Genomic DNA, 21,766 nt, shown 5'->3' with positions numbered 1-21,766 from the left:
ATGTCTGGAAACCGTCACCGATCGTGTTCACAGAGTGATGAAGATCAGTGTCTCAATTGCTGAGGGTGACTAGAGCCAACCCCGCCGTGACGCCTGGACGCCGAGCTGGAACCGGGTCTGCGCCCCCAGCAACTGCTGCAGCCGGCTCACCCTGCGGTGCACCGTGCGTTCGCTGACGCCGAGCTCACGCGCGATCGACTCGTCCGTCAGACCGGCGCTGAGCAGCGCCATCAACCGGCGGGTCACCGTGGTCGGCTCTTCCTGCGTGTCCTCCTGGCCGCCGGGCGTGATCGACACCGCCATCCGCCAGAACGCCTCGAACAACTCGATCAACGCACTCAGTAGCACGGACGGGTGAATGAGGAGTGCGACCACGTTCCCGCCCGTCACCGTCGGCACCGCGATCAACGCCCGGTCCGAGTCGGCGATCACGAGCTTGAGCGGCACACCGGGGAACGTCCGCGCCTGCTCGCCCACGGCGATGCTCTCCTGCACCGACGCGAACCCGCGTTCGGTCTGCAACAACGCCGACTCGTACACGACCCGGTACCCGACACCGCGGAGCAACGCCGGCGGCTGCGCGGGACTCGCCTCCGGCTGCGGGCTCAGGTACGACCCGGGATCGAGCGCCCGGATCTCCGTCTTGGCCTGGCTCTGCATCTCCTCGAACGCGCTGATCACCTCGTCCGCGTCCTTGAGGACCTCGACGAAGTCGACCTCCTTCGCACCGCGCTCGGCATAGGCGGCGGCCAGGACCTCCGCCGTCTCCCTGGCCCGCACGGCTGCGGCCTCGTGCCCCGACGCGATCGCGGCCAGCGCCGAACGCGGCGGGCGCACGTCGTCGTTGCGGATCAGCCCGAGCCGTTCGAGCTCCTCGCGCGCCCCGCCGGATCCCGCGTCGCCGTCTCCCCGCAGCATCGCCAGGTAGAGCTTCTCGGCCTCCGGCGACAGCCCCTCGTGCACACGACTCCCCTCGGTGGTTCTGAACCGAAGGTACCTGGTCAAAAGGGATCAACAGAGGTTAGGCGAACCGGCGCATCGCCCCGAGGAACATCGCGTCGAACGCCCGGTCGGACAACACCCTGCGGGCGAACAGGATCGGTCGCGCCCCGAACCCCGCCGCGTACCTCGTGCGGGGCCTGCGGGCCTGCGCCGCCTTCACGATCACGTCCGCGATCACCTTGGGCTCGCTCGCGCGTTCCATCTGCGAGAAGACCCCGGCCAACTGCTTGACCTGCCCCGCGTACGCCCCGCCGCCGGACGTCTTCTTCAGGTTCTCGACCGCGATCCCGCCCCACTCGGTCTTGATGCCGCCGGGCTGGATCACCACGACGTCAATCCCGAACGGCTTCAGCTCGAGCCGCAGCGAGTCGCTCAACCCCTCGACCGCGAACTTGGTCGAGTGGTACCAGGCCCCGAGCGGCTCGTAGATCCGCCCGCCGATGGACGAGACGTTGACGATCCGCCCGCTTCCGGCCTCCCGCATGTGCGGCGACACCAGCTGGACCAGCCGCGCCAGCCCGAACACGTTGACCTCGAACTGGTACCGCGCCTCGTCCAGCGGCACGTCCTCGACCGCGCCGTACGACCCGTAGCCGGCGTTGTTCACGAGCACGTCGATCCGGCCGGCCTCCGCGATGACCTTCTTGACCCCCGCGACCATCGACTCGTCCCGCGTCACGTCCATCTCCAGCACCCGGATGCCCTGCTGCGCCAGCCCTTCCATCCGCTGCACCCGGCGTGCGGCCGCGTAGACCGTGTACCCGGCCTTGTGCAGTTCGACCGCGGTGGACTCGCCGATGCCCGACGACGCTCCCGTGACCAGTGCGACCTTCATGTCCGACTCCTTGCTTTGCAACTAACTGGTTGGTTGCCAGATTGGCACGGCATGCGCTGGCTGTCAACCAACCAGTTGGTTAAGCTGAGGCCGTGGTGAGGGACAAAGAGGCGACGAAGACGAAACTGCTGGAAGCGGCGCTGGCGGAGTTCGCCACGTACGGCATCGCGGGAGCACGGGTCGACCGCATCGCCGCCAAGGCGGGGTGCAACAAGGCGATGATCTACGCCTACTTCGGCAGCAAGGAGGAGCTCTTCGACGAGGTCCTGAAGATCCAGATCTCCCTGGTGCTCGAAGCGACCCCCATCACCCCCGACGACCTGCCGGGGTACGCGGGCCGCCTCTTCGACACCTACGAGCGGCAGCCCGAACTGCTGCGCCTGGCGGGCTACCACCGGCTGGAGAGCGGCTTCGAGGCGATCAACAAGGCCGAGGCCGACGCGCACGTCGTGAAGGTCGCCGCCATCGAGGAGGCGCAGCGCGACGGCCGGGTGCCGGCGGACTTCGGTGCCGAGGAGCTGCTGAGCCTCGTCGTGCACATGTCGATACTGGCGTTCTCGACGCCGGTCGCGTCCCGTGACCTGGTGGTCCGCTCGGTCGCGAAGCTCCTGGCCTAGGGGCGACGCAGCAGGTAGGTGTCCATGATCCAGCCCTTGCGCTCACGGGCTTCGCTGCGCACCTCGCGGATCTCCGCCGCCACGTCCCCGACCCGCCCCGACACCAGGATCTCGTCCGGCATGCCGAGGTAGGCACCCCAGTAGATCCACGTGTCCGGGTCCACGCCCTCGAACGAGTACGACGCGTCCAGCATCACGGCCACGTCGTCCACATCGGACGGCCACCCGGCGGCCAGGCGGCGGCCGGTCGTGATCTGCACCGGCTTGCCGACCTGGTTCAGCGCCACGCGGTGGCCCGCGGTCAGGGCGGCCACCGACGTGACGCCGGGGATCACCTCGACCTCGAACGACTCGCCGCGCGCCAGCAGGTCGTCGAGGATCGCGAGGGTCGAGTCGTAGAGCGACGGGTCGCCCCACACCAGGAAAGCTCCTACCTCGTCCTCGCCCAGTTCGGAGAACAGCCCCAGGACGACGTCGGCGCGGTCGCGGCGCCAGGCGTCGATCGTCGCCTGGTAGTCGGCGGGGGTGCGGTCGCGGTCCGGGTCCCGGCCCTCCACCCAGCGGTACGGGCGCGTCACGTGTTCGGTGAGGATCGACGCGCGCAGGTCGACGAGCTCCTGCTTCACGGAACCCTTGTCCAGCACGAAGTACACGTCGACCGTCTGCAACGCCTTGACGGCCTGCACCGTCAGGTGGTCGGGGTTGCCCGCGCCGATGCCGATGACCAGGATCTTTCGCACCGGCCCACACTAACCACCGCGGGGACTCGCCTTCCTAGTGGGCGAGCACGTGCAGGATCTTGACCGGCTTCTTCGGTGCCCCGTCGAGGAGGCCGTCCGGCTGCGGCACGATCCCGGCCTTCACGATCCGGTCCAGCGTGTCCATGCCGTAGGTGACGTGACCCATCACGGTGTAGAGCGGCTTGATGTTGGCGAACGAGTGCACGATGAAGAACTCGCTGCCGTTCGTGCCCGGTCCCTGGTTCCCGTACGCGATGGTGCCGCGCGGGTAGGTCTCCTCGCCGGTCACCTCGTCGGCGAACCGGTAGCCGGGGCCGCCCTCCTCGGCGCGGTAGATGTCGCCGCACTGCAGCACGCCCAGGCGCGTGGTGTCGGTCAGGCGCCAGCACTGCGACATCGTGTAGAACCAGCTCCGCGCCAGGTGGGCGAAGTTCTCCACGCCGCACGGGGCGTTCGCGCGGTCTAGGTTCGCGACGACCACGCCGTAGTTCGTCACGATGGTGACCTTCACGGTGCCGCGCGCGGGCACGACGGCGCTGGGCGGCTGGACCGGGCGTGCGGCCGGGTTGTCCGGCGTCGGGATGAACTCGCACTTCGCCGTGGGAGTCGCCGGTGCGGCGGATGCGACCGGGGCGAGGACGACCATCATCAGGACAGCGAGCAGTAGCCTCATGCGAACTGACCGTAGCCGCCCCCCAACCCGTTGTCAGCCCACGCTGACGGCCTCGCGCTGCTCGACGGGAACCTTGCGCCGGGGCTTGCGCTCCAGCCACCACTGCGAGGCCAGCAGCGGGATCGTCCACCCGGTCCACGTCGCGATCCCCGCGATCGTGTTCGGCAGTTCCGCCTCGGGGATCCGGTCCGCCAGCAGCACGAACGCGATCGCGCCCCAGATCCGGTTGGTGATGATCGAGATCGTCAGCACGAAGCTGCGGATCATCCACTTGCGGTGGTCGCCGAACCGGCGCTGCCGGGCCGCACGCCACGCCAGCAGGGTGAAGGCCAGCCACAACGGGGCGAGCATCAGCGTGCTGACCATCGCCACCGGGCCGTACGGCGTCATGTAACCGATGACCAGGCCGGCCAGACCGGACGGCAGCACACCGGCCAGCACGTAGACACGGCCGATACGGCGGTGCCATGCGGGAAAGCGGCTGCGGAACCACGGCCAGATCTGCACCACGCACGTGATGATGGCGATCGACGCGCAGACGACGTGCACGACGAGCAGGGGGTAATGCGGTCCCCAGTCCGACTGCACGCGTGACTGCAGACGATCACCGGTCAGGTAGGGCGGTAGTGAGAACGCCACGAACGCCACCACCACGAACGCCAACGGGCCCACCCAGGGCTTGCGCAACCACGTCATGGCGCCACCCTGACCGGCGCCGCTGACCGATCACGCACCGCTCGCTGACGTGCCCTTCTGACACCCCGCTGACATCTGACGAGGTGTAGCTGTCAGGTCGCTGTGAGCGCTCATCAGCAGTGTCGGCGCCATGAAGTCGACGGCCCTGATCGCGGCAGCCGCGTTCACGCTCCTCCTGGCACCGGACGCGCAGGCCGCGTCCTGCAGCGGGCGTGGATGCAACGACAAGGACCCGGTGTCCGCCGGGTGCGGCGGTGGTTCGACGACCGCCGACACCGCGCCCATGTACACGGGCGGCACCGCGGAGCTGCGGTGGTCGCCTGGTTGCAGGACGAACTGGGTGCGCGTCTCGAACTACTCCGGCGGCGACTCGGCTCTGCGCATCACCGTGTGGTCGGGCAGCGACCGCGTCGGCTTCGTCGCGGCGGGAACGTCCGGCGACCACTGGGGAAACATGGTCCACGCGCCCGGCTGCGCCCGCGGCGAGGTGCTCTACGTCGACAAGAACGGCGTGCACCGCACCGCCCGTCTCGCGTCGAGCGCTTGCTGAGGGGGCGCGCCGTGACCGGCTACATCACCGACTGACTTCGTGCACGCCACCGCAAGAACCGTTGAGGGAGAAGCATGTTCAGCAAGATCGCCGGTATCGTCGGCACCGCGGCGCTCGTCATGGGCGCGCTGCTCGGGATCGCGTCGCCGGCGAACGCCGAGACCAACCCGCACTGCACCGACTCGACGAAGATCGGCACCACCGCCTACGTCAAGTCGGGCGGCACGACGATCGCCTCGGTGAAGCAGTTCAAGGGCTGCAACAAGAACTGGTCCTACACCTACGTGTGGGAGGGCTTCCGCAACTCGCACAGCGGCACCTGGTGGGCCTGCTCGGGGGTGTCCACCAGCTCCGGCCTGGAGGACTACAAGTGCGGCGGGAACCACCAGAAGGAGGTCTGGTCCTCCGGTGCCAACACGTTGACCAAGTGCACCAAGGCGTACGGCCAGCTCGAATGGTCCGGCGGTGAGGGTTCCGCCGCGACGAGCCAGCGGTGCTGAACCTCCGCACGACCGCGGTAACGGCTCCCTGATCAGCGGAGCAGACCGTCCAACAGGTTGTCCCTGCGCAGACCGGGCGTGCCGAGCAGTTCGGCCGCCCGGTCCGCGTGCTTTTCCAGGCCTGCCCTGGAGAGCACGAGATGGGCGACGCCCTCGCCGTAACGGTCGCCTCGCGCGCCGGTGATCTCGACGCACCGCTCGGCGTCCTTTGTGGCCAGTTCGGTCTTTCCCGCCGCCAGCAGCACTTCCGCGCGGCACAGCAACGCCTGCCACTCGTCGTTGTGCTCACCCGTCACGCGGCACAGTTCGATGCATTCGCTCAGCACGGCCTCGGCGTCGGCCAGCCGCCCGAGCTTGAACAGCGCCTGCCCCTGAGAAGCCAGCGCGTACGCCGTTCCCGCGGCGTCTTCGTGCTCACGCGCGTGCTCGAGACTCGACGTCGCCGCGTCGAGCGCGAGCTCGTACCGTCCGGCGACCTGGTGCACCTGGGCCAGTGCGGACAGCGGAACCCGTTGCGCGCCAGCGGGTCCGTGCTCCTCGGTGAGTTCGATCGCCCGCGTCAGGGTCAACGCCGCCTGCTCCAGCTCACCCAGTTCGCGCTGGATCGTGCCGATGCCGGCGAGCGCACGGCCCTGTCCGAACGGGTCGTTCGAGCGGGCCTCCAGCACCTCCTCCAGCTGGGCGCGGGCGATCTCGAACGAGCCGATCCGGCGGTTCGCCGCAGACTGGACCAGCAGCGCCGTCTGCACCGCGGCCGAGGTGCCGACCGTGCGCGCGGCCTGGTCCGCGATCTGGCCCAGCTCGATCAGGTCCGCGACCCTGTCCTGCTTGAACAGGTGCGGGTAGAGCATGTGCGCGATCGCGAGGGCGTGCTCGGCCAAGGCCGCTGATCCGACCGTGGAACGCGCTGCCGCCAGCAGGTTCTCCGCCTCGTCGGTCAGCCACCGCAACGGTTCGCCGATGTCCTGCTGGGCGGCGGCGTACGTGAGCGCGCCATAGGCGTGTGGCCGCAGCTTCTTCAGCGCCGCGGCCAGCGTCGAGCGGTAGTGCGTGAGCGCGCGGGCCAGTGCGTCCTGCTTCTCGTCGGTCACGTGCTCGGCGCCGAACAACCGCAGCAGGTCGTGCACCCGGTACCGCTCGGGTCCGCACGGCTCCACGAGTTTGGCGTCCACCAACGGGTCCAGCGCGCGGTCCACGTCGTCCTGCCCGAGCAACGCCTGCAGCACCGGCTCGCTGACGGAAGGCACGGTCAGGCAGCACAGCAGGCTGAACGCCCTGGTCGAACCGGCGTTCAGGCCCTCGAAGCTCAGCTGGAAGCTCGACCGGACACCGAGGTCGTCGAAGTCCAGCTCGTCCAGTCGATGCCGCCGGTCCGCGAGCCGTTTCGCGAGCGTCGCGGTCGTCCAGTCCGGCCTCGACCGCAGCCGGGCGGCCGCGATCGTCAGCGCCAGCGGCAGGTGGTCGCAGGCCCGCGCGACCTGCTTGGCCGCCGCGCTGTCGTCGCCCAGCAACCGCAGCGCGTCGGCCTCGGGCAACGGGTCGAGCCGGACGTGCCGGGCGCTCAGCGTCGCGAGCATCCGGCGGCTGGTGATCAGCACCGTGGAACCGGGTTCGCCGGGCAGCAGCGGGCCGACCTGAGCCGCGTCCACCGCGTTGTCGAGCAGCACCAGCACCTTCCGCCTGGCGAGCGTCGACCGGTAGAGCGCGGCGGCCTCGGAGGCGTCCGTCGGAACGGCCAGCGGCGGCGTGCCCAGAGCGCGCAGGAACCGTCGGACCACCTCGGCGGGGGACAGCGGCGAACGGCCCGGTGTCGCGCCGTGCAGGTCGGCGTAGAGCTGTCCGTCCGGGAAACGTTCCGCCATCGCGTGCGCGGCGGCGGTGGCGAGCGCGCTCTTGCCCTGCCCACCCGGCCCGTGCACGGCGATCACGGTGTCGGCCGAGTCCGTGATCAGCTCGATCTCCGCAGCGCGTCCCACGAACGGGTCAGGCCTCGCGGGCAGTTCGCGCGGCACGGCGGGGATGTCGCCCCGCAGGATCGCCGCGTGCAGGTCCTTGAGCTCCTGGCCGGGGTCGAGGCCCAGCTCCTCGGCCAGTCGGCGGCGGCCCTCGTCGTACGTTCTGAGCGCGTCCGCCTGCCGTCCGCTGCGGTGCAGGGCGACCATCAGCGCGCCGCGCAGCCGTTCCCTGGTCGGGTGTTCGGTGACGTACCCGGTCAGCTCACCGATGACGTCGTGGTGGCGGCCGGCCCTGATCGCCTTGTCGGCGCGTCTCTCGACGGCCCCGAGCCGTTCCTCCTCCAGCTGGTGCGCGAGCCGGGTGTCCGTGGTCAGCTCGGCCAGCGCGGGCCCCCGCCAGTACCCCAGGGCCTCGTCCGGGTCCTGGGCGTCGCGGAAGAGCCGCAGGTCGAGCGACCGTTCGGGGATGTCGAGCCGGTAGCCGTGCCGCACCCACTCCAGCGACACGCCCGGGAGTTCTTTCAGGGCCCGCCTGAGCTGCGAGACGTGCACCTGCACGGCCTTGCGCGCGCTGAGAGGCGGATCGCCGTCCCAGAGGACCGACATGAGGTGGTCGACGCTGACGGTCCGGCCGGCGTGCAGGAGCAGCACCACCAGGACCTGTTGGGGCTGGCCTGCGGGAACGCGGACCTCGCGCCCCTCGTGCGTGACGAGCAGCGGCCCCAGCACCCCGAACCGAACGCCGTCCACCGGATCACGATAGTCCGTTGATCGTCTCGCTCACGTCATCAGCAACTTGCACGCGAGCAACGGTCAACGACGAACGTCGTGCAACCCGTTTGCCGACCAGCAGGTCGGAAATATCAGTGGCACAAGGTGCACGAATCACCGTCCAGCAGGGAAAAGTCGTGCGAAAATCCAGAGGGGCACCACCCGTCGCAGTGGGTGGAAAACAGAACAGGGATTTGCGGTAGCGTCCGCAATGGTGGATCACCTCATTGGAGTAACGACGGTGCCGCGATCATCCCAAGTCGGGCATCATCACCTGGCTCGACCGATGTCGTAGAACGAGGGGTCTCGTGTGACCATCTTCCGTGCCGGCCGCACCGGAGCGTGGTGGATGTACCTGGTGGCAGGTCACCTGCTGCTGGGCGTCTACTACCTGATTCCGGTGAGCCCTGCCGGGACATCGGGGCAAACGGTTCGGGTGGTGCTCTACTGCACGATCAGCGCTTCCGCCGCGATCGCGACATTCGCCGGTGTGAAGCGCAACCGTCCCCAATGGAGGCGGCCGTGGCTGTTCCTCGCACTCAGCCAGGTCGTTTACGCGATCGCCGACCTGACGTTCTACGCATCGCACTACATCTTCGAGTACACGGTTTACCCCTCGTACGCGGACATCTTCTACCTCGGGCATTACCCGTTGATGGTGGCGGGCGTGATCCTGCTCATCCGCCGCCGAACTCCGGGCCTCGACCTGCCGAGCCTGCTCGACGCCGCGGTGCTCGCGGTCGTCGCGGGCATGGCGTCCTGGCTCTACGTCATCGGCCCGCAGGCCCGCCTCACCTCACCGGTCCTGGTGAAGATCGCGTCGCTCGGCTACCCGATGATGGACCTGGCGCTGTTCGTGGTGGCGCTGCGGCTGATCTTCGGGGCGGGTCCCCGGCCGCGCGCGTTCGTGCTGCTGACGTGCAACCTGCTGGGCATCCTGACGGCGGACACGATCTACGTGCTGCAGCGCCTCGACGGCAGCTACCACGCGGGCAACTTCCTCGACGCCATCTGGCTGTCGGCGAACCTCTGCATGGGCGCGGCGGCGCTGCACCCGACGATGGCGCGGCTCGTCGACCGCGCGCACGTCAAGGACGTCGGCCTGAGCCGCGGCCGGATCATCGCGCTGTGCTCGGCCGCCCTCGCCGCGCCGATCCTGATGCTGGTGCACGACGTCGGCCAGTCGTCGCAGGACGTCCTGGTGATCGCAGCCGGCAGCGCGCTGCTGTCGTTGCTGATCATCGCCAGGCTCGCGGGACTCGTCGCGGACCAGCGCAAACTCGCGATCACCGACAGCCTCACGGGCCTGCACACCCGCAGGTTCTTCGAGGCCCAGCTGCCGCTCGAGATATCCCGGGCGCGGCGGGGCGACGGGTCCGTCGCGGTGTTCATCATCGACGTCGACCGCTTCAAGTCGATCAACGACAACTACGGCCACCCCGCCGGTGACGACGTGCTGATGGAGGTCGCGGCCCGGCTGCGCGCCGCGTCGCGGTCCGGTGAGGTGCTCGCCCGGTACGGCGGCGAGGAGTTCGCGCTGCTCGTGCCGAACGCCGGGCCCGGCCGGCTGTCCGTGATCGCGAACCGGCTGCGCGAACGCGTCGCGGAGAGGCCGATCCCGGTCAACGCGGGCAACGACGACATCCCGTTGTTCGTCACGGTGTCCGTCGGCGCGGCGAGCTTCCCGACGCACGGCGACGGCCCCGACGACATCGTGGTGATCGCGGACCGCGCTCTGTACGCGGCGAAGGCGGCGGGCCGCAACAGGATCGCGGTCGGTCCCGAGCCGCTGCCCGCGGTCGACCCGGACACCGACGGCGCGATGGCGGAGTTCCTCTGCCAGGTCGCGGACCGGGTGGACGGCTGGCTGCACCGCTACGACCACAGCCGCTCGGTGTCGCGCTGGGCCGGCGTGGCGGCGGGGGAGTTCGGACTCGACGCGCCCACGATCAGGGTGACGCAGCTCGCGGGCCGCCTGCACGACATCGGCAAGGTCATCATCCCCGAGGTGGTGCTGACCAAGCCCGGCGCGTTGTCCGAAGAGGAGTGGCGGCTGCTGCGCCAGCACCCCGACTTCGGCTACCGGCTCGCGCGGATGGTGCCGGGGTTCGCGGGCGTGGCGCACGTGATCAGGCAGCAGCACGAGCGCTACGACGGCGCCGGGTACCCGGACGGGTTGCGCGGCGCGGACATCCGTGCGGAAGCAAGGATCTTGTCCGTGTGCGTGGCGTGGGCGGCGATGAGGTCGAATCGTCCACATCAGACCGCTTTGGACGAGAACCGTGCCCGGCGCGAACTTTGGGCGGGTCGCGGACAGCAGTTCGATCCGGACGTAGTGGACCTTTTTCTCGATCTGCACACACAGGGCAGCATCGGAACGTTGCGTCCGTCCGGATTGTCCATTCAGGAGGCCGGCTTCCCGGCGGACTTCCGTCCATGATCGACTGACCGTGCCATGCTTCGCGCATGAGCACGGAGTTCGCCATCCCCGCCGAGGTTCCGAGTCCGGAACGGCCGGCCCCGCCGGGTGGTCCGCTCGGCAGGTGGTTGCTCGCGGACCGGGTGGCGCCGTCAGGCCCCGAGAGCCACGAGTCGCACGCCAAGCCGCACCCGTGGTGGAAGGTCATGACGCTCACCGGCGTCGACTACTTCTCCACGCTGTCGTACCTGCCCGGCATCGCGGCACTGGCCGCCGGTGCGCTGTCCCCGCTGGCGACGTTGCTGATCGTCGCGCTGACGCTGCTCGGCATGCTGCCGATGTACCGGCGGGTGGCGCGGGAGAGCCCGAACGGCCAGGGGTCCGTGGCGATGCTGGAGGACCTGCTGCCGTTCTGGCGCGGCAAGATCTTCGTGCTGGTGCTGCTGGGGTTCGTGGCGACGTCGTGGATCATCACGATCACGCTGTCCGCGGCCGACGCCTCGGTGCACGCGCTGGAGAACCCGTACGTGCCGGAGTCGTTGCACGGCGCCGAGCTCTGGCTGACGATCGTGCTGCTGCTGATCCTCGGCGGTGTGTTCCTGATGGGCTTCAGCGAGGCCGTGAGCGTCGCGATCCCGTTGGTGGCGGTGTTCCTCACCCTGAACGCCGTCGTGGCCGTGGTGGGGCTCGTGGACGTCTTCGCGACGCCGGACGCGCTCGATCGCTGGATCTCCGCGCTCGGTGCGCACGGCGACGGCTTCTTCGGGGTGGTCGGCCCGGCGATCCTGGCGTTCCCGCTGCTGGTGCTCGGCCTGTCCGGCTTCGAGACCGGCGTGAGCATGATGCCTTTGGTCGCGGCGTCCGGTGAGACGCCGGAGCAGCGCCTCGAGAGCCGGGTCCGCAACACGCGCAAGCTGCTGACGACCGCGGCGCTGATCATGTCCGTGTACCTGGTCGCGACGTCGTTCATCACGACCGTGCTGGTGCCGCAGGACAAGTTCGCACCCGGCGGGCCCGCGAACGGCCGTGCGCTGGCGTACCTCGCGCACGAACTGCTCGGCGAGGTGTTCGGCACGGTCTACGACATCAGCAGCATCCTGATCCTGTGGTTCGCCGGTGCCTCGGCGATGGCCGGTCTCATCAACATCGTGCCGCGCTATCTGCCTTCGTACGGCATGGCACCGGAATGGGGCCGTGCCGTACGTCCGGTCGTGATCGTCTACACGGTCATCTGCATCATCATCACGATCATCTTCAACGCCGACGTGAACGCGCAGGCCGGCGCTTACGCCACCGGAATCCTGGCGATGATGGTGTCCGGATCGTTCGCGGTGACGGTGTCCGCGTGGCGCAAGAGGCAGCGCGGCGCGGGGATCGGGTTCACCGTGCTGACGCTGGTGCTGCTGTACGCGCTGGTGGAGAACGTGATCGAGAAGCCGGACGGCATCACGATCTCGATCGGCTTCATCATCGGCATCGTGGTGATCTCGTTGGTGTCGCGGGTGTCCCGGACCACCGAGCTGCGCGTCGAGAAGATCAAGTTCGATGAGACCGCGCGGAGGTTCATCACCGACACCATCTCGCACGACGGGCAGATCACGTTGATCGCGAACCGCCGCCAGGCCGGTGACAAGGAGGAGTACGACGAGAAGGAGACCGAGCAGCGGGGCATGAACCCCGTGCCGGGCTCCGCGGACGTGATCTTCCTGGAGATCGACATCGTCGACCCGTCGGCGTTCAGCAACGTGCTGTGCGTGTCCGGCGTCGAGGTGGACGGCCATCGCGTCCTGCGCGCGTCCGCACCGGCCGCCCCGAACGCGATCGCCGCGATCCTGCTGGCGTTGCGCGACTCGACCGGCGTCATCCCGCACGCGCACTTCGAGTGGTCGGAGGGGAACCCGCTGGGGCACCTGTTCCGCTACCTGATCCTCGGCCGCGGTGACACGCCTCCGGTCGTACGGGAAATCATCCGCTCGGCTGAGTCGGATCCGACTCGACGGCCACGCGTGCACGTCAGTTAGCTGGAAGACTTCCCCTGTACGTCCGACTAAGGGGGAAGGACGCTCAATGATCCGCAAGTTGTTGGTATCACTCGTTGTCCTGGGAACGGTCGCGGCCGGTGTAGCGCCGGCCGCCGCCTCCCAGGGAAACCGTCCGGTGCGTTCGTGCGCCGATCTGGTGCGCTCGTTCGACGTGCCGGACGCCCGCACCCGTGTCACGTCGGCCGCGGTTGTTCCTGGTGCGGTGGAGTTCTGCGACGTGCGCGGCACGATCGAGCCGAACGTCGGTTTCCAGCTGAAGCTGCCGGTCCGCGGTTACCAGGGCCGTTACGTGCAGTACGGCTGTGGCGGATTCTGTGGAATCATCGGCGATCCGGCCTTCCCGGCCGGCTGTGGTCCCGCTTTCGGTGACGCCGCGGTGGCCGCGACCGACGACGGGCACCAGGTGTCGATCGAGAACCCGTTCGACACGACCTGGGCCATCTCGGACCAGAAGGCCCGTGACGACTACTTCTACCGCGCACCGCACGCGTTGTCGAAGGTGTCCAAGCACATCATCTCGGTGTTCTACGGCAAGGCGCCGAAGAAGTCGTACTTCACCGGCTGTTCGAACGGCGGCCGCGAGGGATTGCTGCTCGCGCAACGCTATCCACGTGACTTCGACGGCATCATCGCCGCCGCACCGGGTGCCTACTACACCGCGTTGATCGGCTACCAGGCGTGGATCGCGCGCAACACCATTCCCAACGACAAGCTCTTCGTGTTGCACGGCGCGGTGATGGCGGCGTGCGACGGCCTCGACGGTCTGGTGGACGGGCAGATCGACGACCCGCGCCTGTGCAGGTTCGATCCGGGCACGCTGGCGGGCCAGTTGACCGACGACGAGATCACCCGCGTTCGTCGTCTGTACGCGGGCCCGTCCGACCACGGCGTCCGCCTCTACCCCGGCGGCCAGCCGTACGGTTCGGAGATCTCGTGGACGTTCTGGCTCAACCCGTCTCCGGGTCTCGGCCGAGGTGTGGCCGCGGAACTGGCGGACAACGGCCTGAAGCACCTCGTCTACCCGATCGGCAAGCCGCACTCGTCCCTGGAGTCGTTCGAGTTCACCGTCCGGGAGTTCCGGCGCGTGGTGCCCGAGACCGTCAAGGCGAACTCCTTGTCCCTGGACCTGCGCGCGTTCCACCGGGCGGGCGGCAAGCTGATCATCTGGCACGGCGCCGGCGACCAGGGCATCCCGTTCGAGGGCACGCTCGACTACTGGCAGCGCCTGACCGGTGGCGAGAACCCTTCCTGGGCAAGGCTTTTCGTGGTGCCGTCGATGTGGCACTGCGACGGCGGCGACACCCTGACCGGCTTCGACCCGTTCCGCGCACTCGTGTCGTGGGTCGAAGGCGGCCAGGCGCCTGATCGGATCATCGCCACCGGCCGTGACGCGGAGGGCAACGTCGTGCGCACCCGTCCGGTGTTCCCGTACCCGTTGCGGGCCAGGTACGACGGCTCGGGCTCCGTGGACGACGCCGCGAACTTCGTCCCCGCACCGGGCTTCGGCTTCCGCGACCGGATCCGCTGGGCAGGCGAGGACCTCTACCGGTCCGGACCCGTCGCGCTCTAGCGGAACCTGTGGACGGCGGCGGTGATGGCCTTGTCCATGCTGTTGCCCTCCATGATGACGTGCCCGGCGTCGTTCAGGACGACCAGTTCGGCGTCGGGCCACCTCTTCGCGATCTCCCAAGCGGTGTACAGGGGGCCGCCGAAGTCGTTGCGCCCGTGGATCAGGATGCCGGGGATGCCGCTGAGCTTGTCGAGGTTGTCGAAGATGTAGGTGGGATCGAGGAAGCAGTCGTTGCCCCAGTAGTGCGACACCGTTCGCGCGAGCCGATAGCGTTCGACCGGATCGGCGTACCGGGTACCCGTGAAGTCGTTGTCGCCACCGGTGATCGTGGACAGGTCCCACTTGCTCCAGTCCCAGGCCGCCTTCTCCCTGACTGCCGGATCCGGCGAGTCGAGGAGCTTGTTGTAGGCCGCGGCCAGGTTGCCGTCGCGCTCTTCGGGTGGCACGCCGTCGCGGAAGGCCTCGAAGTAGTCCGGGAAGAACATGCCGAGCCCGCGGGTGATCCACTCGAGTTCCACCGGTCTGCCCGCTGTCACCGCGGGGATGATGATCTCGCTGACCCTGGTGGGGTGCTGGATGGCGTAGGCGAGGATCAGCGTCGAGCCCCAGGAACCGCCGACCAGCATCCACTTGTCGATGCCGAGGTGGTCGCGGAGCTTCTCGGCGTCGTCGATCAGGTGCTGGGTGGTGTTGTGCTCCATGCTGGTCGCCGGGTCTGCGGTCGACGGGGTGCTCTGACCGCAGCCCCGTTGGTCCCAGAGGATCAGGTTCCAGTGGTCCGGGTCGAAGTCCTCGCGCCAGCGCGGGTTGGAGCCCGAGCCCGGGCCGCCGTGGAAGACGCAGGCGGGTTTGCCGGTCGGGGTGCCGCTGGCTTCCCAGTGGACGTGCTGGCCGTCGCCTACGTCGAGCATGCCCTGGGCGTAGGGCTCCACCTGTGGGTACATGCCGGGGAGGGTATTGGGGGCACCGGCTCCGGACACAACGACACGTCCACTGCCGCGGCGGCCGTGGACGTGTGCTGGTCCTGCTGCGGGGTCAGGACTTCTGCTTGGCGCTGATCTGGTCCAGGACCTCGGTCTGCGACACGATGATCTTGCCCGCCAACGCCTTCGAGCCGATGTGCTCGCCCTTGGCCTGGGCGTCCTTCGCCATGTCGACGCCACTGCGGAGGTGGCGGGAGAGGGTGGCGAGGAACAGGTCGTCGTACTGCTTGCCCGTGGCGGACTTCAGGGCCTCGACGTCCTTGACGGTCATCATGCCCGCCATCTTGTGCGTCGCGTTGGCGTCGTCGCCCGGCACCTGGATGTTCCAGCTGCGCAGGTAGGTGGCCATCTGCTCGATCTCGCCCGCCTCGGCGGTGGCGATCTTGTCGGCCACGTTGACCACGAAGTCGTCCTTGGACTTCTCCATGGCGACCTTGGCGATCTCGATCGTCTGGCGGTGGTGGGGGATCATCCGCAACGAGAACGTCGCGTCCGCTTCGTTGGCCGCCGGTTCGCCCGAGCCGCCACCGCCGCCGACAGACGAACAGGCCGTCAACGCAAGCAGCCCTAGCACGATGATGAGCAGACGCGCTCGCATGAAGTCTCTCCCGTGTCTCGGTTCCCTGCCGAGGGATACGGGTGGTCGAAGTGTCCGGTTCAGCGAAAGTTTCGGAACCTAAGTGGTTCGGTGCAGTTCGAGTGCCGCGACCACGGCCTGGACGACGTCCGGGTGGCCCAGCGGGAGGGGTGCCTCCACGTCGTTGGTGTGGTGGATGACCTGGGCGAACGTGGCTTCCACCGGCACTTCGGGATCCACCAGCAGGACCGAGCGCACCAGGTTCGGGTGGCCCGCCACGACATCGATGACATCCGCGGCGATGGGGCCGCTCGCGACCACGTCCAGCACGGTCCTGGTGTCGTCGCGGTGCCTGGTCAGCAACGCGTCCACTGTGGACTTCCAGCCCGGTGCGGCGGGGACGCGCAGCCACACGATGCGGATGTCGGACGTCAGCGGTCGCCAGGTCGCGGGGATCTCGTCGTGGATCGCCTCTCCTGCTGGATCGATCACGAGGACCGTTGCGGCGCCTGCGGGTCCGTCGGAGACGACGCCGGGGCCGGCCGTTCTGCTGGGCTCGTCGAAATCGCGCATGGAACGGGGTTACCCAGAGTGTGACGACTCCTAATCAGTGGGCTGATTGGTCTGGTCCAGTGACCCGAATGGCGGAGGACAGGACCACCGCACTTGCGTGGACTTGTTGGTATGAGTCATTTTTCTTCCGCGTTCGGTGGTCACTTGACCACTTTCTGAACCTCGGTTTATGGTCTAGACCACAGACCGAAACTGGATCGGAGAGCGATCTAGAGCGCTCCCGGTTCCCGCCCCCTGCTTACGGGTCAACCCGTTTGGGAACGATCCAAGGAGTTCGGACCAATGAAGAACATGCGCAAAGCGGCGCTCGTCCTGGCCGCTGTCCCTGCAATCGTCCTCATCACGCCGGTCGGCTCGGCCAGTGCACACGGTTACGTGTCCTCGCCTGCCAGCCGATCCGCGCAGTGTGCCCGGGGCGACATCGCCGAGAGCCTGTGCGGCCAGGCGAAGTACGAGCCTCAGAGCGCCGAGGGTGTCAAGGGCAAGAAGAACTGCAGCGGCGACAACGGCGCCTTCGCCCCGCTTGACAACGACTCACTGCCCTGGAAGGTCACCAACACCGGTCAGACCCTGTCTCTGACCTGGACCTTCACCGCCCGGCACGCCACGCGTGACTACGAGTACTTCATCGGGAACACGCGCGTCGGTTACTTCGCCGGCAACAACCAGCAGCCGAACAACCCGACCACGCACAACATCAACCTCGGCGGGTTCTCCGGTCGCCAGAAGCTGTTCGCGATCTGGAACATCGGCGACACGGTGAACGCGTTCTACTCGTGCATCGACCTCAACATCAACGGTGGTGGCGGCACGACCCCGCCGCCCACCACGACGACAACCACCCGTCCTCCGACCACCACCACGACCACGACCACGCAGCAGCCGCCGGCCGGCGGCACGTGGGCGGCGAACACGTCGTACGCGGTCGGCCAGACCGTCACCTACGGCGGCTCGTCCTACCGCTGCCGTCAGGCGCACACCTCGCTGACCGGCTGGGAACCGCCGAACGTGGCGGCGCTCTGGGAGAAGATCTGATCTCATGAAGCGCCTGGTGATCGCTGTCGCGGTCCTGGCGCTGGCGGGGTGCGGCGGCGAGGCGATCGTGCCGGAGGGCCGAGGAGCCCACGGGCACGGCGCGTCGTCCGCCGCGCCACCCGTTCCGGGTGCCAGTGCGAGGTTCAACGACGCGGACGTGATGTTCGTGCAGATGATGGTGGACCACCTGCAACTCGGCATCAGCCTGTCGCAGGTGGGGCTGGCGAAGGCGGCCAGCACTGAGGCGAAGGACCTTGCGGGCGCGATCGACGTGACCCAGCGCGAGGAGCTCACGATGCTCAAGTCGTGGCTGAAGCTCTGGGGCAAACCGGAAGGCGACGGCGCCAACCTGCACGCCGCCCACGGAGGTCAGCCGCTGCTCGACGACAAGGTCATCAACGAGACCAAGGAGAAGAGCGGGCCTGAGTTCGACGCGCTCTTCCTCAACCTGATGACCGGGCATCAGGGGGCGGGCGTGGAGATGGCGCTCGCCGAGAAGAAGGACGGCATGAACCCGGAGACCACGGCCTACGCCGAGCGGGTGGTCAACACCCGGCAGGGCCAGATCCAGCAGATGCTGAAGATCATCAGCGGACCGTAGGCGTTCGGTCAGCGGCCCGGCGTTGCATCCCGAGCATGGACGTACTGATCTCGGGAGCGGGAATCGCCGGGCCCGCGCTGGCCCACTGGCTGACGCACTTCGGCATCTCCGCGGTGGTGGTGGAACGCGCGCCCTCGTTGCGCGCCGGCGGCCAGGCCGTCGACTTCCGCGGCGAGGCGCACCTGTCCGTGCTGAGGCGGATGGGCGTGCTCGACGCGGTCGAGGCCGCGCGGACCTCTCCGCGCGACATGGTGTTCCGCGACCTCGCGGGACGGGAACGGGCGCGGTTGCCCGGATCGTTCACCGCGGGGGACGTCGAGATCCTCCGCGGCGACCTCTCGCGGCTGTTGTACGAGCACACCGCCGCCGACGTGGAGTACGTCTTCGGCGACTGGATCACGTCGCTGCACGACGACGGTGCGGGTGTGGACGTGACGTTCGCCCGCGGACAGTCCCGGAGGTTCGACTTCGTCGTCGGCGCGGACGGGATGCGGTCCGGTGTGCGGCGGCTGGTCTTTCCCGAGTACCGCCCCAAGTTCCAGGGCTACTACTTCGCGATCTGGAACGCGGACGGCGACGACCACGACCTGACGTGCTCGCCCGGAGTGCTGACGGCGCCGGGGTGGCTGATGTACAAGTCCTCCGCGCCACCCGAGCTGATGCCGGAGGAGATCGTGGCACCGGGCGTCTACTTCGACTCGATCAGCCAGGTCCGGATGCCCGCGGTGAGTTCCGGGCGGGCCACGCTGATCGGTGACGCCGGCTACGGATCCACGTTGGGCGGCATGGGAACCGGGCTCGCGGTCGTCTCCGCCTACGTGCTGGCGGGGGAACTGGCGGCGGGAGGCGACGCCTTCGCCCGCTACGAAGCCCTCATCGGCCCCTACGCGCGCGGCTGCCAGGGCAACCCCGGGCCGTTCCTCGCGCCGGGCAGCAGGTTCGGCATGTGGGTGCGCGACCGGATGTTCGGCCTGCTGCCGAAGATGCCGATGGTCGCGCGCACGGACATGCGGGCCGCCACCGCGATCACACTTCCCGAGTACGCGACAGCTCCTCGAGCACCTCGTTGACGTGCTGCTCGGCCGCCGCGTGCATCCACCCGAAGCCGAGTTCCCGTTGCGCCTCGCGCAGCAGGAGTTCCGCCCTTGCCGGATCTCCCCGCCGATGGGCGATCTTGGCGAGCCCGGCCTTCGCGAGTGCTCGGGTGGCGGACAGTCCCGCTTCCGTCGCCTGCTCCAGGGCCTGGAGGTAGTCGCGTTCCGCCGCCGCCTCGTCGATGTCGAGCAGCCGGTCCGCACGCCGGCCTCGAAGTTCGGCGAGTTCTTCCTTCGCACCGAGTTCCGCGACTGCCCGGAGCGCCTCGTCCGTCAGGGCCAGGGCTTCCGCCGGGTCCTCGGTGATGGTGGCCAGCACGTCCAGGACCTGCGCCGAGCCCCAGCGCTCGCCCAGGTCCTGGAACCGCCGCAAGGCCGCGCGGGACTCCTCGACCGCTCGTGCGCGGTCACCGCTCGCGGCCCAGGAGGTGTAGGCGTTGCTGAACCCGATCAGGCCCTGGATCCACGGGTCCTCGCTGCTCTCCACCTCGTCGTGCAACGGCGTGCGCGGGGCGGACGGGTCGGGCGGGCCGCTGAGCATGGCCCACGCGATGAGCACGAACGGTTGCCTGATCGGGCCACGCAGCTCGAGGAGCTTGTCCTGCACGCGTTCCGGGGCCGCCAGGGCGAGCAGGACCGCGTACTCCTCCGTGGACTGTTCGGGCACGCGGGCGAGCAGTTCCTCCGCCACGCCCTGGACTTCCACGCGGCTGCCCTTCACGTACCAGTACCAGGCGAGGTCGCTGACGAGCCGCAGCGCGCGTTCCGGTTCGAACGCCGTGGTCCAGGCGACGGCCTGCATCAGGTTCGCGTGCTCGGCCGTCAGCCGGGCGAACCACCGCACCTGATCCCGTTGGCGCAGCTCGGGATCCGCGCGGCGGGCCAGGTCGTGGAAGTACGCGGCGTGAGCGGCGTCGACGCGTTTGTGCTCCGAGCAGAACTCGCGGATCGTCTCCAACATCCGGTAACGGCCGTCGCTCGCCTCCACCAACGACTTGTCCACCAACGCGTCCAGCGTCTCCAGGTCGTGCCGGCAGACCTCCTCGACGGCCTCCAGGCTCGCCCCGCCGCTGAACGTCGCGAGGCACGCGGCCAGGTCGCGTTCGTCCTCGGTCAGCAGGTCCCAGCTCCACTCCACGACGGCCCGCAACGTCTGGTGCCGGGGTGCGGCGGCCCGATTTCCCTTGGTGAGCAACCGGAAGCGGTCGTTCAGGCGGTCGGCGATCTCCTCGGTCGTCAACGTGCGTGTGCGCGCCGCGGCCAGTTCGATCGCGAGCGGCAGGCCGTCCAGCTCCCGGCAGATGTCGATCGTGTGCCGGTCCCGCACGAACGCCGGGTTCACCAGCCGGGCGCGGTCGGCGAACAGCGCCACGCTCTGCTCGGGGTCGAGCGGCGGCACCGGGCACAGCGTCTCGCCGGTGATGCCGAGCGCCTCCCGGCTCGTGGCGAGAACGCGCAACGACGGGCACGTGCTGAGCAGGTGCTGGGCCAGCTGAGCGGCCTGGACGATCAGGTGCTCGCAGTTGTCCAGGATCAGCAACGTGTCGCGCTCGCGCAGCGCCAGCGTCAGCCGCTCCTCCGGCTCCAGCACGGCCTCCTTGAGCCCCAGCGCTTGCAGCGTCGCCGCCGCCACGTCCTTGGCCGGAGCCAGGTCCACGAAGATCGCACCGGGATCGGCGGCCTGCAACGCGAGCCTCGTCTTGCCCGCGCCACCGGGCCCGGTGAGGGTGATCAGCCGGGCGGACAGCGAGGCGATCCGCGCGAGTTCGGCCTGCCTGCCGACGAACTTCGTCAGCTGGGCCGGCAGTTCGCGGTGGGTCTGGCCGCGCAGGACCCGCAGGTGCACGGCACGCAGTTCGGGCGACGGGTCGGTGCCCAGTTGATCGGCCAGCAGAGCGCGCGCGTCCTCGAACGCCTGCAACGCTTCGGCTTGCCGGCCCTGCTGGTGGAGCGCCTGCATCAGGTAACCGCGCAGCCGTTCGTCCAACGGGTTCCGCCGCACCAGGTCCTGGACCTCGGCGACGTCGGCCTTGCCGAGCCGGATCCGGGCCGCGGCCAGCGAACCCGCGGCGTCGACGCGCTGCTGCTCCAGGCGGGTCGCGTGGTCCGCCAGGGCGACGTCCGCGAGCGCCGGACCGCGCCAGAGCCGGAGTGCCTCGGACAGAAGGGATTCCGCCGCCTGCGGGTCACCCTGCTCCAACGCCTGCCGGCCGTCCGCGCTCAGCGTGACGAACCGGTGCGCGTCCACCTGGGAGGCGGGCAGCACCAGGCGGTACCCGGCCGGGTGGAACTCGATCAGCGCCGCGTCCCCGAGCGCCCGGCGCAGGCGCGAGACCTGGCCCTGCAACGCGTTCGCGGCGTCCGACGGCGGTTCGGAGCCGTAGAGCTCGTCGATCAGACGGTCGAGCGGGACGACTTCTCCCACCCGGATCGCCAGCAGCGCCAGCAGGGTGCGCGGCCGTGGGCCACCCACCGCGATCTTGCCGCTTGGTGAATGCGCCTCAACGGGCCCGAGGATGCCGACCTGCACGGT

19 protein-coding genes are annotated in these 21,766 nt (G+C 69.0%); 9 read left to right on the top strand and 10 right to left on the bottom strand.

Going from position 1 to position 21,766, the window contains the following annotated elements:
- Positions 1-69: 69 nt before the first annotated feature.
- Positions 70-963, bottom strand: a complete 894-nt coding sequence (locus PV646_RS05155) for a helix-turn-helix transcriptional regulator (RefSeq protein ID WP_500340302.1) — start codon at positions 961-963, stop codon at positions 70-72.
- Between the two features lie 58 nt (positions 964-1,021).
- The gene (locus tag PV646_RS05150; protein ID WP_500340301.1) at positions 1,022-1,837 is read right to left on the bottom strand and encodes an oxidoreductase; all 816 of its coding nucleotides are present in this window, start codon (positions 1,835-1,837) and stop codon (positions 1,022-1,024) included.
- Positions 1,838-1,929: 92 nt separating this feature from the next.
- Between PV646_RS05150 and PV646_RS05145 the strand changes: the two genes are divergently transcribed.
- Entirely contained in the window at positions 1,930-2,454 is a 525-nt protein-coding gene (locus PV646_RS05145; protein WP_500340300.1) for a TetR/AcrR family transcriptional regulator, read from the top strand.
- Here the strand turns inward: PV646_RS05145 and cobF are convergent.
- From cobF to PV646_RS05130, 3 genes are read right to left on the bottom strand one after another with little or no spacing between them, the layout of a single operon-like run.
- Entirely contained in the window at positions 2,451-3,194 is a 744-nt protein-coding gene (cobF, locus tag PV646_RS05140; RefSeq protein ID WP_500340299.1) for a precorrin-6A synthase (deacetylating), read from the bottom strand. The two genes, PV646_RS05145 and cobF, sit on opposite strands and share 4 nt — an antisense overlap.
- A 34-nt stretch (positions 3,195-3,228) precedes the next feature.
- A complete protein-coding gene (locus tag PV646_RS05135; protein WP_500340298.1) occupies positions 3,229-3,867 on the bottom strand; it encodes a peptidylprolyl isomerase in 639 nt (212 codons plus the stop codon).
- Positions 3,868-3,900: 33 nt separating this feature from the next.
- Positions 3,901-4,563, bottom strand: coding sequence for a DUF2306 domain-containing protein (locus PV646_RS05130; protein ID WP_500340297.1), 663 nt, complete (start codon positions 4,561-4,563; stop codon positions 3,901-3,903).
- Between the two features lie 130 nt (positions 4,564-4,693).
- Here PV646_RS05130 and PV646_RS05125 point away from each other — a divergent pair, with 130 nt between their 5' ends.
- Complete coding sequence (locus PV646_RS05125) at positions 4,694-5,113, top strand: DUF2690 domain-containing protein (protein WP_500340296.1); 420 nt, start codon at positions 4,694-4,696, stop codon at positions 5,111-5,113.
- A 74-nt stretch (positions 5,114-5,187) separates the two neighbouring features.
- The gene (locus tag PV646_RS05120; RefSeq protein WP_500340295.1) at positions 5,188-5,613 is read left to right on the top strand and encodes a hypothetical protein; all 426 of its coding nucleotides are present in this window, start codon (positions 5,188-5,190) and stop codon (positions 5,611-5,613) included.
- A 32-nt stretch (positions 5,614-5,645) separates the two neighbouring features.
- On the opposite strand, the gene PV646_RS05115 is transcribed toward PV646_RS05120, so the two are convergent.
- The gene (locus tag PV646_RS05115; protein WP_500340294.1) at positions 5,646-8,318 is read right to left on the bottom strand and encodes an AfsR/SARP family transcriptional regulator; all 2,673 of its coding nucleotides are present in this window, start codon (positions 8,316-8,318) and stop codon (positions 5,646-5,648) included.
- Positions 8,319-8,649: 331 nt separating this feature from the next.
- Here PV646_RS05115 and PV646_RS05110 point away from each other — a divergent pair, with 331 nt between their 5' ends.
- The 3 genes from PV646_RS05110 to PV646_RS05100 are packed head-to-tail and all read left to right on the top strand — an operon-like array spanning position 8,650 to position 14,370.
- Complete coding sequence (locus PV646_RS05110) at positions 8,650-10,779, top strand: bifunctional diguanylate cyclase/phosphohydrolase (protein ID WP_500340293.1); 2,130 nt, start codon at positions 8,650-8,652, stop codon at positions 10,777-10,779.
- 26 nt (positions 10,780-10,805) lie between these two features.
- Positions 10,806-12,779, top strand: coding sequence for an APC family permease (locus PV646_RS05105; RefSeq protein WP_500340292.1), 1,974 nt, complete (start codon positions 10,806-10,808; stop codon positions 12,777-12,779).
- 46 nt (positions 12,780-12,825) lie between these two features.
- The gene (locus PV646_RS05100; RefSeq protein ID WP_500340291.1) at positions 12,826-14,370 is read left to right on the top strand and encodes a tannase/feruloyl esterase family alpha/beta hydrolase; all 1,545 of its coding nucleotides are present in this window, start codon (positions 12,826-12,828) and stop codon (positions 14,368-14,370) included.
- Here PV646_RS05100 and pip read toward each other — a convergent pair.
- The 3 genes from pip to PV646_RS05085 all read right to left on the bottom strand — a co-directional run bounded on the left by pip (position 14,367) and on the right by PV646_RS05085 (position 16,503).
- Positions 14,367-15,314 carry a prolyl aminopeptidase gene (pip, locus tag PV646_RS05095; protein ID WP_500340290.1) on the bottom strand — a complete coding sequence of 316 codons (948 nt, stop codon included), beginning with the start codon at positions 15,312-15,314 and terminating at the stop codon, positions 14,367-14,369. The genes PV646_RS05100 and pip overlap by 4 nt on opposite strands.
- Before the next feature lie 91 nt (positions 15,315-15,405).
- Positions 15,406-15,951, bottom strand: a complete 546-nt coding sequence (locus tag PV646_RS05090; protein ID WP_500340289.1) for a DUF305 domain-containing protein — start codon at positions 15,949-15,951, stop codon at positions 15,406-15,408.
- Between the two features lie 78 nt (positions 15,952-16,029).
- On the bottom strand, positions 16,030-16,503 hold the full coding sequence (locus PV646_RS05085) for a hypothetical protein (protein WP_500340288.1): 474 nt from the start codon (positions 16,501-16,503) through the stop codon (positions 16,030-16,032).
- Between the two features lie 282 nt (positions 16,504-16,785).
- On the opposite strand from PV646_RS05085, the gene PV646_RS05080 reads away from it, so the two are divergent.
- From PV646_RS05080 to PV646_RS05070, 3 genes are read left to right on the top strand one after another with little or no spacing between them, the layout of a single operon-like run.
- Positions 16,786-17,538 carry a lytic polysaccharide monooxygenase gene (locus tag PV646_RS05080; RefSeq protein ID WP_500340287.1) on the top strand — a complete coding sequence of 251 codons (753 nt, stop codon included), beginning with the start codon at positions 16,786-16,788 and terminating at the stop codon, positions 17,536-17,538.
- 4 nt (positions 17,539-17,542) lie between these two features.
- Positions 17,543-18,139, top strand: coding sequence for a DUF305 domain-containing protein (locus PV646_RS05075; RefSeq protein WP_500340286.1), 597 nt, complete (start codon positions 17,543-17,545; stop codon positions 18,137-18,139).
- A 35-nt stretch (positions 18,140-18,174) separates the two neighbouring features.
- On the top strand, positions 18,175-19,209 hold the full coding sequence (locus PV646_RS05070; RefSeq protein WP_500340284.1) for an FAD-dependent monooxygenase: 1,035 nt from the start codon (positions 18,175-18,177) through the stop codon (positions 19,207-19,209).
- Here the strand turns inward: PV646_RS05070 and PV646_RS05065 are convergent.
- The gene (locus tag PV646_RS05065) at positions 19,166-21,763 is read right to left on the bottom strand and encodes an ATP-binding protein (RefSeq protein WP_500340283.1); all 2,598 of its coding nucleotides are present in this window, start codon (positions 21,761-21,763) and stop codon (positions 19,166-19,168) included. The genes PV646_RS05070 and PV646_RS05065 overlap by 44 nt on opposite strands.
- Positions 21,764-21,766 lie beyond the last annotated feature (3 nt).

This window comes from Streptomyces sp. ID05-26A (assembly GCF_033794685.1).
In the GTDB taxonomy this organism is placed as follows: domain Bacteria; phylum Actinomycetota; class Actinomycetes; order Mycobacteriales; family Pseudonocardiaceae; genus Lentzea.
The sequence above is the reverse complement of the archived record's forward strand: the minus strand, read 5'-3'. Positions and strand labels throughout refer to the sequence as shown.

What these genes read in the sequence shown, in the direction of transcription:
- PV646_RS05100 (WP_500340291.1), top strand. Translation starts at nt 12,826, where the DNA reads ATGATCCGCAAGTTGTTGGTATCACTCGTTGTCCTGGGAACGGTCGCG.
- PV646_RS05150 (WP_500340301.1), bottom strand. Translation starts at nt 1,837, where the DNA reads ATGAAGGTCGCACTGGTCACGGGAGCGTCGTCGGGCATCGGCGAGTCC.
- PV646_RS05085 (WP_500340288.1), bottom strand. Translation starts at nt 16,503, where the DNA reads ATGCGCGATTTCGACGAGCCCAGCAGAACGGCCGGCCCCGGCGTCGTC.
- PV646_RS05075 (WP_500340286.1), top strand. Translation starts at nt 17,543, where the DNA reads ATGAAGCGCCTGGTGATCGCTGTCGCGGTCCTGGCGCTGGCGGGGTGC.
- PV646_RS05070 (WP_500340284.1), top strand. Translation starts at nt 18,175, where the DNA reads ATGGACGTACTGATCTCGGGAGCGGGAATCGCCGGGCCCGCGCTGGCC.
- PV646_RS05120 (WP_500340295.1), top strand. Translation starts at nt 5,188, where the DNA reads ATGTTCAGCAAGATCGCCGGTATCGTCGGCACCGCGGCGCTCGTCATG.
- PV646_RS05090 (WP_500340289.1), bottom strand. Translation starts at nt 15,951, where the DNA reads ATGCGAGCGCGTCTGCTCATCATCGTGCTAGGGCTGCTTGCGTTGACG.
- pip (WP_500340290.1), bottom strand. Translation starts at nt 15,314, where the DNA reads ATGTACCCACAGGTGGAGCCCTACGCCCAGGGCATGCTCGACGTAGGC.
- PV646_RS05105 (WP_500340292.1), top strand. Translation starts at nt 10,806, where the DNA reads ATGAGCACGGAGTTCGCCATCCCCGCCGAGGTTCCGAGTCCGGAACGG.
- PV646_RS05125 (WP_500340296.1), top strand. Translation starts at nt 4,694, where the DNA reads ATGAAGTCGACGGCCCTGATCGCGGCAGCCGCGTTCACGCTCCTCCTG.
- PV646_RS05130 (WP_500340297.1), bottom strand. Translation starts at nt 4,563, where the DNA reads ATGACGTGGTTGCGCAAGCCCTGGGTGGGCCCGTTGGCGTTCGTGGTG.
- PV646_RS05135 (WP_500340298.1), bottom strand. Translation starts at nt 3,867, where the DNA reads ATGAGGCTACTGCTCGCTGTCCTGATGATGGTCGTCCTCGCCCCGGTC.
- PV646_RS05080 (WP_500340287.1), top strand. Translation starts at nt 16,786, where the DNA reads ATGAAGAACATGCGCAAAGCGGCGCTCGTCCTGGCCGCTGTCCCTGCA.